10 protein-coding genes are annotated in these 9,026 nt (G+C 59.9%); 1 reads left to right on the top strand and 9 read right to left on the bottom strand.

Features of this window, described 5'->3' with window-relative positions; genetic code table 11:
* Positions 1 to 129 precede the first annotated feature (129 nt).
* The 9 genes from LJE93_17445 to LJE93_17405 all read right to left on the bottom strand — a co-directional run bounded on the left by LJE93_17445 (position 130) and on the right by LJE93_17405 (position 8,353).
* Complete coding sequence (locus LJE93_17445) at positions 130 to 1,479, bottom strand: aldo/keto reductase (protein MCG6950703.1); 1,350 nt, start codon at positions 1,477 to 1,479, stop codon at positions 130 to 132.
* A 262-nt stretch (positions 1,480 to 1,741) separates the two neighbouring features.
* Positions 1,742 to 1,903 (bottom strand): 50S ribosomal protein L33, encoded by a 162-nt coding sequence (gene rpmG, locus LJE93_17440; protein MCG6950702.1) that lies wholly within the window; start codon positions 1,901 to 1,903, stop codon positions 1,742 to 1,744.
* A gap of 116 nt (positions 1,904 to 2,019) precedes the next feature.
* On the bottom strand, positions 2,020 to 2,682 hold the full coding sequence (locus LJE93_17435) for a TetR family transcriptional regulator (GenBank protein MCG6950701.1): 663 nt from the start codon (positions 2,680 to 2,682) through the stop codon (positions 2,020 to 2,022).
* Between the two features lie 263 nt (positions 2,683 to 2,945).
* Positions 2,946 to 4,139, bottom strand: coding sequence for a DUF4388 domain-containing protein (locus LJE93_17430; GenBank protein ID MCG6950700.1), 1,194 nt, complete (start codon positions 4,137 to 4,139; stop codon positions 2,946 to 2,948).
* Positions 4,140 to 4,326: 187 nt separating this feature from the next.
* The gene (locus LJE93_17425; protein ID MCG6950699.1) at positions 4,327 to 6,087 is read right to left on the bottom strand and encodes a PAS domain S-box protein; all 1,761 of its coding nucleotides are present in this window, start codon (positions 6,085 to 6,087) and stop codon (positions 4,327 to 4,329) included.
* A 7-nt stretch (positions 6,088 to 6,094) separates the two neighbouring features.
* Positions 6,095 to 7,051: a phosphate/phosphite/phosphonate ABC transporter substrate-binding protein gene (locus tag LJE93_17420; protein ID MCG6950698.1), complete on the bottom strand. Its 957-nt coding sequence runs from the start codon at positions 7,049 to 7,051 to the stop codon at positions 6,095 to 6,097.
* Positions 7,048 to 7,410 (bottom strand): Hpt domain-containing protein, encoded by a 363-nt coding sequence (locus tag LJE93_17415; GenBank protein MCG6950697.1) that lies wholly within the window; start codon positions 7,408 to 7,410, stop codon positions 7,048 to 7,050. The genes LJE93_17420 and LJE93_17415 overlap by 4 nt, the downstream gene beginning before the upstream one ends.
* Positions 7,400 to 7,795 carry a response regulator gene (locus LJE93_17410; GenBank protein MCG6950696.1) on the bottom strand — a complete coding sequence of 132 codons (396 nt, stop codon included), beginning with the start codon at positions 7,793 to 7,795 and terminating at the stop codon, positions 7,400 to 7,402. The genes LJE93_17415 and LJE93_17410 overlap by 11 nt, the downstream gene beginning before the upstream one ends.
* A gap of 78 nt (positions 7,796 to 7,873) precedes the next feature.
* The gene (locus LJE93_17405) at positions 7,874 to 8,353 is read right to left on the bottom strand and encodes a DUF2147 domain-containing protein (protein ID MCG6950695.1); all 480 of its coding nucleotides are present in this window, start codon (positions 8,351 to 8,353) and stop codon (positions 7,874 to 7,876) included.
* A gap of 105 nt (positions 8,354 to 8,458) precedes the next feature.
* Between LJE93_17405 and LJE93_17400 the strand changes: the two genes are divergently transcribed.
* Positions 8,459 to 8,965 carry a hypothetical protein gene (locus LJE93_17400; protein MCG6950694.1) on the top strand — a complete coding sequence of 169 codons (507 nt, stop codon included), beginning with the start codon at positions 8,459 to 8,461 and terminating at the stop codon, positions 8,963 to 8,965.
* Positions 8,966 to 9,026: the final 61 nt, after the last annotated feature.

The raw sequence follows: 9,026 nt of genomic DNA, 5'->3' as shown, positions 1-9,026 counted from the left end.
TCGGGGCCCGAGGAACATGAAAGCGCGGTAACCACAGACATCACCAGAAGAACTCGTTTCATCATTCCTTCTCCATTGTGTCGGAGCGCTCGACGCTCCAATTCATGAATTCCGTTGCTCGCATTTCGGCTACGCCAGGGTCAACAGCCCGTCGGCGGCCAAGAGATTTGCCCTGATATTGACTCCGAACGGGCAAGCGCCCTCGCACGGCCCGTCACAGGAGTCGCAGGGCAGGTTGTCGCCATAGCCGAGCGTCCGGTACTTGATCATGGCGTGCTTCTCCCGAGCCTGCTCGGTGAAGTAGTAAGCGTACCGCATCACACGGCTCACCGGTATTCCGTGTGGGCAGGCGCCGAAGCAGTCCTCACACGCGTGGCGGCAGTAGAGGCTCGAAGCAGCCATGCGATACTCGTCGAGCACCCGCAGCCGCGCCTGTGTCACGGTGGTACCCGACAGCGGTAGAAACTTGTCGATCGAGTCGAAGTCGCGGAAGCTCATGCAGACGGTGTGCATGTCGGGATTCGAAAGCACCCACTGAAGGGCGGCCACCGCGAGACCGTCCCGGTCCGAGATGCCATGTTCGTCCATGAAAGGCCTGGCGTTTTCGAAGACCTTGTGGTTGAAGTCGATGTATCCCTGGAGCTCCTTGATCACGTCATCCCGTGCCCTTCCGGCCTTGACCTGGCGCTCGATGTACTTCGCATACCTCTCCGAAGGATTTTCCGGGTCGAGCGGATCCATTTTCACCGCACCCGGCTTGGTCTTCATCGCGGTCGTGCCGACGTTGTTCTTCTTGCACGCAGCGAGGACCTTGTCGCCCCTGTCGCGATTCATGAAGTTGTAGGCGATCAGCATCAGGTCGAAGCGCCCGTCCTCGGCCGCAGTGCACAGGACCTGCTCCATGTTTTCTTTTCCAAGGGGATGCGCCGTTCCGTGGTTGGAAACTCCGGAAAAATGGAGGCGGCCATCCGTCTTGAGCCTTTGGACCGCTGCGTGAAACGCGGGGCTGTTGAGCATGTCAACCGACTCAGGGCTGTGGATGAACAGTGCGTCGACGTAATCCGTACGAAGTCGCTCCTGGCACTTTCCAAACCGGTCGAGGATGGTCTGCTGCGTGTCATCTTCCTTGAGCTCTAGCTTGGTGGTGACGAAGACCTTGTTGCGATCCATGTACTGCAGGGCCTCTCCGATCTTGCGTTCGTTGTCGCCATTGCCGTAGCCCTCGGCGGTGTCGAAGTAGTTGATGCCGTGGTCGTAGGCGTAACGGTAGAGATTCGCCTCCCTGCCGGCGCCTCCGACCGAAATGTCCGACACCTGGAACCCGGTCCGACCCAGGGTCCGGTACCGCTTGATCTTCGGCTTTTCCTCCTCCTGCGCTGCGGCGACTCCCGGCAAACCACTGGCCGCGGCGACGGCCCCGCCGGTGATCAGGAAATGGCGACGCGATATTGACGATTCCAGTTTGCTCTTTCGGCTCACGATCAGAACCTCCCGGGATTCGCGCGGAGTGTATCATCCGAAGTCTCAAATCTTGAGATGGACCCTCGTATGCAATAAATCGTCCCGCGAATGGTGATTCGGCCGAGCCTCCGAATCGAGGATGCAGTCGTGGATCTCGGGGTGGCAGGTCGAACAGTCCAGACGAATCGGTCAGGAACGACAAAGCCCGGTGACCCTTGCGGGTAACCGGGCCTCGAAAGAGCACCGAAAACGGTGCCCTGGCACCCTCCGGTAAGGCGGGTTAGCGGGTTTCCTTGAAAACGACGTGCTTGCGCACGACCGGATCGTACTTCTTGAGCTCGAGCCGTTCGGTCGTGTTCTGCTTGTTCTTCTTGACGTGGTACATGTACGGGCTCTCGGTGCTCTTGAGCTTGACCGTTACGCGATGTCCTTTGCCTGCCATTGTTTCCTCCACTCACACGGGCCGAGGGATCATAACCACAGTGAAATCCCGTGTCAAGGCAACAATCTCGGCCGACCGGTCCTTCGGCGCCGGAAAAGGTCTTTGACCAGTAGAACTCAGCTCCCGGGGCCCGCTTCGAGGATCGCACCAAGAATGCGTCGCATCTCGGGTTCGAATTCGACCCTGAATCCGGCGAAGTCCGGGTCCCCGATTTCGTAGGCAGCCGCACCTTTGGGGTCCGCCGCCGGAATCAGGGCGGCGGTGAGCAGCTGCGCCAGATGGAGCATCCGAAAGCCCTCCCCGGGCCTGATCCCGTCGACCTTCCGTTCCAAAAGCTTGTCCAATTCAGCCATCCGATCGCGCCGCCAACGCTGCACGCGAAACACCTCCATCGCATCGAGATTCTGTTCGAGAACGATCGACTCGAGGCTCAGGAAGCGGGTCAGCTCGTGTCTTTCGGAAAGGCTTTTCGCGAGCACGGCGGCAAAATCCGATTTCGACAGCCTGCCCTCGCGATCTTCGATCTCAGCTTCCACTGCGGCGTACCAACCCGCCAGCTCGTCGCGCAACAATCGCAGAAAGAGCTCCTCTTTGCTGCGAAAGTAGAGCGACGCCACGCCCCGATCGACGTTCGCGGCGTGGCCGATGCCATCCAGCGTCACCTCGACAAACGGCAGCCGCAATAAGGTCGAACGCGCAACCTCGAGGATCCGCTGCTTTCGTTCTGCGCGCTTCTCCTTAGCTCGAGCGCGCTTGGCGGGGTCAATCAACCGTCCCATCCGCGTATTCTAACCCGCGCAGTTGACCTTCGGAGATGGGAGTCAGCCGGAGTCGAACACAGGTGTAACGGCGGAACGGCCTCCCCCGCCCACCCATCCACGGTACGACGGCTCGCGCTCGGAGACCGAGACCGGTCGGCTAGGCCTTCTTGCCGTTGTGCCGTCGGGCCGCATTGCTGTGACTCGTGTTTCGATGGGCAGAGGATCGGGCATTTGATTTGTCTAGGTGCGGAGGAGGGCCGACATTTTGGGTGGATTGCAGCTCAGCTCGCGTCCTCCAGTGTGATCTGGCCCGAATGCATGAGCTTCCAGAACACCAGCAGCGACTCCATCTCTGACAACGGCGAAATCTTGACGATCGATGCGATGTCCGAGCTGCCGTTGATTCGAGAGAGAATGAACCCTTCCTCCGGCGAGAAGCTCATCGCACGCAGGTCGTCGAGGGTGGTCTGAAGCACCGGGATTTTGTCGAATCTGACGCCGTCATTTTCCAGGCCGTAGACGACCTCGGTCTCCAGCTCCTTGACGACCCGAACCAGCTCGGGGTTCTGAGAATCGAGGCTCCTGGCCGCCGCGATGTGGCGGACGGCAATATCGTGCGCGCCGACCTTGATGTGGCTCACCGCCTCCGAGACGTGAGTCTCGGCATCGGTCGGTTTCGGCGCGGGCGTGCTTCCAGTACGAGGTGACGTCGGTTGGTCCTGTTCGGCCTCGGGCACGGGCGTAACCGGGGCCGTGGACGAAACCTCGATCACCCGCGGTCGGACAATCTTGATCTTGCCTTCGCGCACCTTCGCGTAAAGCACATCGCAGACAAAAAATTCCGAGGAATGGGTGTGAAGACAGATGTCCTCGACGCTGCGATCATCGTCGACCGCCTCGAGCACGCCCAGCCAGCCATAGTCCATTTCGTCGTCGTCCTTCAAAGAACCAACCGCAACAGGGACACACTGCATGGAGGGGATCAGCTTCTCTATTTCCTTCGCGTGGTCAAGGCGACGAATGCCTTCCAGCACCAGGCCGGTGATGTTGGCTGATATCGGCACCAACTCGTAGTCCGGCAACTCGTCGTCGCGGAACTTGAATGTCCCCTCTTCCCAGGCGAATAGGTCGTAGATGTTCTCCTCGGCCTTGAGCCGCAGCATGTGATCGAGCATTTCCTGATCAATTGCCCCGCCCTCCACCAAGATTTCGCCCAGAAGCCCGCCCTGTGTCGCCTGCAGGCTCATGGCCTTGGCGAGATCGTCTTCGCTGATCACCCCCTTGCTGACCAGGAAATGCCCGAGAAAGCCTCGCGGGTCCGAGCTTGCTGATGACAGGACGGCGCCGTCGCGGAGGAATATCTTCTTCTCGATCGAACCGTTGCTGACGACCAGGGTGCCAGTTTGACGGCCGTTGCCCAACCACTGCAGGAGTTCCGCGAGGTTCATCGTTTCGAGGTTGCCTGCTATTGGCATCGGTTTCCTCGTCCCTGCTGTCGCAAGAACCGAGACGACTCCGCGCGGACGGATGCCGTAACCCTCCGGCCGAAACCTATGAAGGTCCAGGCCGACAGTAAATTCATCCAGCAAGTAGGTCTCATTTCTGTTCTCGACGTGGAATTATCTCACCGGATTTGCCGTCCGTTCAAGGACCTGTTCTGTACTACCGAATCTCCGGGATGTCTACGAAAAAGGTAGTGCCGGCACCAACCTCGGTCTCGAAGCTGATCGAGCCACCGAGCTCCTCGATGATCCCCTTCGAGATACACATTCCGAGACCGGAACCGCTGCGATGGCGCCAGTCTTCCCTTTCGTCGCGCGCAAATGCTTCGAAAACCCGGTCGCGAAAATCTTCGGCGATACCAGGTCCCGAGTCGGAGATCGCTATTCTCAACCCATCGTCGCGTCGATCCACTGCCACGGCCACGACGCCCTCCGGCGAAGAAAACCGTACAGCATTGGACACGACATTCGTCAGGACCTGAATCAATCGATCCGGATCCACTGTCACCTGAGCTCCGGGTACACTATCCACTATCTCGATCCGGATGTCTCGGCCACCCGCGTAGGTGTCGGTGCCCTCGATCGCCTGCTCGATCAGCGGCATCAGCTCCGTTTCCTCGAATTGGAAGGTCATTCGGCCAGAATGGAGCTTTCTCGCCGCAAGAAGGTCGTTGACCAGGCGGTCCATTCGTTTGCTGTTGCGAAGGGCGATTTCGACCAGTTCCTGCCCGCGCTCACCGAGCTCCCCGGCCACTCCGCCATCGAGCAAACCGATGGCACCACGAACGGCCGTCAACGGCCCACGCACCTCGTGGTGGACCATGGTCACGAACTCGTCTTTCTGCTGCTCGTGGCGCAGACGTTCGCTGATATCGGCGGCAACCAAGACGTATCCGCGTCTTCTGCCGGTTTTCCCCTTCATCGCCCCAACCGACACCAACACCGGTACGGCCTCGCCGCCTTTGGCGAGCAGCTCCGTTTCAAGGCCTTGCGCTGACCCATCCGGCCCAACGGCTTCGAGCAACGAGACTCTGCCCTCGGGGGCTCGAAAAAGGTCGCGGCAGTTCTGGCCGAGCAACTCACCCTCACTGACGCCGGAAAGCTTACACACCGCGGGATTGACGTGTGTGATGGTTCCGTCGGGGCCGGTCACGACGAGACACTCTCCCATCGTCTCGACGACACGATCCAAAAAATCACGCGAAACCGTGGTGTCACGGAGCTTCCTCATCATCTCGTTGAACGATTCAGCCAGCGTTCCAACCTCATCGGAGGTGCGGACCGGGAGTCGCGGTACAGTTTCACCATCCGTCACCGCTCTTGTCGCGTCGATCACCTCCTTGAGAGGACGCGTGATCGCTTCAGTCAGCAGGGCGGCAGCCAGAACGCCGAGCAGAGCGAAGACCGTACCGACCGCAGCAGTCCGGCGGGCAAGCGAGGCCTGCTCCTTCGCAAGGCCGGCCAACGAGTAGCGAAGCATGACTCCACCCAGCGGCTCACTGCCGAGGAGGACCGGTTTGGTCACGACCATAGTGTCTTCGTCGAACTCGACCAGCAGTCCTTCGGAAACCGCAGCGTGTCGCCTCGCCGCCTCTGGAATCAGCTCGTGTCGCCTCACGTTCTTCACCGTACCGTCGGTGAGTACTCGCCCTTCCTCGTCAAACGCAACGATATCGACAACGTTTTCTTGTGCCCGAGCTTCGGCGATCAGTCGTCTGAGCTCCCTGATATCGAGGAGCGCCATAGCGTCCGTGGCATTGGCGCTGACGACGGTCGTTAAGAGCTTGCCGCGCTCCTCGAGCTCGTGGCTTAGCCGCTCGTTCTGCTCGCGAACGGTGAGGGCCGTCAGGATAACGCCGAATGCTACGATCATCGCCGATACGAATGCGACAAAGCGTCCCCTCAACCCGAGACGCGTCATGCCAACCTCATTCTCCGAGATCCTCTTCAACGTGCGGCAGCAGTTTCATGATGTTCTCGAGGGCCTGTTCTGCACCACCTGGAAAGCGATCGAATCGCACCGTTTCTTCAAAGGCCCTGAGTGCTTCCTGTCCTTCGTCGGTCAGATGCATTTTCAGCAGCACGGTTTCCAGCGCCTGCAACACATTCGGATCGAGGCCCGGGCGGACACAGACCACGTTTCGAGGCACAGATTCGCTGGTCTGGAGGATTATCAGCTCGCCAACACGATTCCCTGCGAACTCCTCGAAATAGTCCGCATTGACAGCACCGGCAGTGACCTTTTTTTTCAGCACCCAAAACACGGTATTTTCGGCGTCGTTGGAAAAGATATAGCCAACACGATCTGACGGAACTGACGCCGCGCGGTCTGCATAATTGACGAGATTCAACCCGGCTGAGGTCATGGTGGCTTTTGGCACCAGGTAGCCGGTCGTCGAGTATGGTGCACCGAACGCGACCATTTTGCCCGCGAGATCGGCGATTGATTGGACTCCGCTGTCGGTTCGAGCGAAGATCACGCTCCTGTAAACGTCCGTTCCACGCTTCCACCTGCGAAGGATCGGCACAGCCCCACTCTGCTGCCACAAATAACCGGCGGGAAAAGGGCTGTCGATGAACACATCGACCTTTCCGCTGCGGACCTCGTCGACCATCTGGCTCAGAGAACCGGCGACAACCACACGACCTCGTCCGATGCCAAAATCACCCAACTGGGCGGCCACGTAGTTGGCGAAGGGTCGGAAAACCTCGTACTCGTGGGCGGGGTTGACCGAAACCGATCCGAAGGTGATGACCCCTGCGGCGGATGGCACAGGAGTGAATTTGTCCGACACAGGGAGAGCCGTCGAATTTCCGCATCCGACCGCCACCGGGGCAACCAAGATGAGCAGAAGCAGCGCCGTCCGGCTCGCGGGTTCGTTCACGACTCCTCCACTGCCCCGTGCCCACCGATCTGCCGGAGCCGCTCGACGATTCCGTCTGCAGTTTCCCGGCTCGGCGCCCGGGGGCATTCGACGAGGGTCACCAACCGTCGTTCGAGCTGGCGCGCGTCGTTGGCTATGTCCGATAAACCGAGACTGCCGGAAGTCCCGATCATCCCGTGGATTGCTCGGTGAAATGCTTGGGCGCCATTCTCGTTCCAGGCCTCACCTTGGAGCTCGTTCCACTCATCCGTCAGCTTCTGGATCCGTCCCGGGAGCTTCGCCAGGAAGGCGGACCGCAATCGCTTCAACTCCTCATCGAGCCGGTCTATCACCTGGTTGTCGGGTGGCTCACGTTCCATGGGTGCCCTTCCAGATGTTATCGACACGATCGGCAAGGGTCATCGGATCGAACGGCTTGAGGATGATGTCGGCCGCACCGGCCTCACGCAGACCTTCGATTTCCTCCTCCGCGATGGTTCCGGTGAGAAACACGTAGGGAAGTTCCTCGAACTCTGGAAGGCGCCTGATCTCCTCGACCGCCTCGAGTCCACTCATGTCCGGCATCAACACGTCGACAATCACCAGATCGGGCTTGAAATCGGGGAGGGCCTCCAGCAGCGCCTGCCCCGACGAGCACGCCACAACCTCGAAGCCTCCCACCATTTCCAGGGCGATCCTCGCGATCTCGAGGATGTCGGGCTCGTCGTCGGCAACGAGAATCCGCTGCAGCGTGATGGAACCCATGCAAGCTCCTACCTGATCGTCATGCAAAGAAGCTGGAGGAGGTGGTCGTCGGTGGAGCCCGATACGGCACAAGTCATCTTATTTCTCGTCGCGAACTCGGGTCCACTGCGAGGTACGCCCGATCAACGACACCCCGATAAAGCCCCGCACGTACAGCACCCCGTCGTCACCCAACTTGATCTTGCACTTGTACGTCTTGCCGTTGTCGGGGTCGTAGATCGTCCCCTTCTTCCAGGTGTTGTCGCCAACGTACTCAAACCCTTCCATCATCTGAAGGCCCATGATCGGTCGTGATCGGAGGGCTGGGTCGGGGTTGTTCGTGTCGACCTTTGGCTCGCCGATTTCCCCGTCGTCGTCTTCCGCCGTGTAGACGGGCTCCTCCAACCATACGATCTTGCCCGCATACCGACCACCGTCGGCCGAGATCCGGATATGAGCCTGCCCTCCCCCGCCCTCGGGATCGGTAGCCCAAAGTCCGACGATGGCATCACCCTCCCCCGCCAGGACCGGCATCACCATCAGGAAGACAATCACGACGACCACAGGAACTCGCTGCATGGCAGCCCCCCTTCGCACTAGTTCCAAGCTGATGATAACCCCCGTCGCGGCTATCCAACAACTCGACACCGGGTTTCGAACCAACCGCGTAGTACATTTGAATTCGTGAAACGGAGTTTCGGACGTCCGATCTCGCTCGCCCGCTTTCTGGTGCTCGCGACTCTTCTGATTCTGGGCTGCGATCGCACACCGCGCTCTCCCGAACAGCCGACCTTCACACACGTAGCGGTTAACCAGAGGGCCATCGGCATTCCATACGGGGCCGTGGCACTCTTCAAAGTCGACCAGGAGCTGGTTGCCCTGAGAGTCGTCAGGGCCCTCGAGTGGGGTTACGCCATCGAGTACGAGTGGCGCGCGGCACCAGCCAACGCATCGCTCTTCCAGACCTCACGCGCCGGCACCGGGAGAACCGACGAAGACGGCCAGGCCGGTTCAATTTCGGCGGGGCCCCTGCACATGGGTTGGTCACGCGGCTCGGAGGGATTCGGCTGGTTCTATTGGCCCGAGGACGCTCGCAACATCAGTGTCTCCTCGATCACCTTCAGAAGCGTCAACAGCATCGACCTCGCGAACCCCGAGATCTTCTGGTACCGGCGAGAGATGTTCGAGTAGTCCCCACCCCCCGCCCTGTTTTGAGTTATGAGTTATGAGTTATGAGTTTTGAGTTATGAGT

The sequence above is a fragment of the Acidobacteriota bacterium genome, assembly GCA_022340665.1.
Taxonomy (GTDB): domain Bacteria; phylum Acidobacteriota; class Thermoanaerobaculia; order Thermoanaerobaculales; family Sulfomarinibacteraceae; genus Sulfomarinibacter.
Note: the sequence above shows the minus strand (reverse complement) of the source record. Positions and strands in the feature narration are given on the sequence as shown.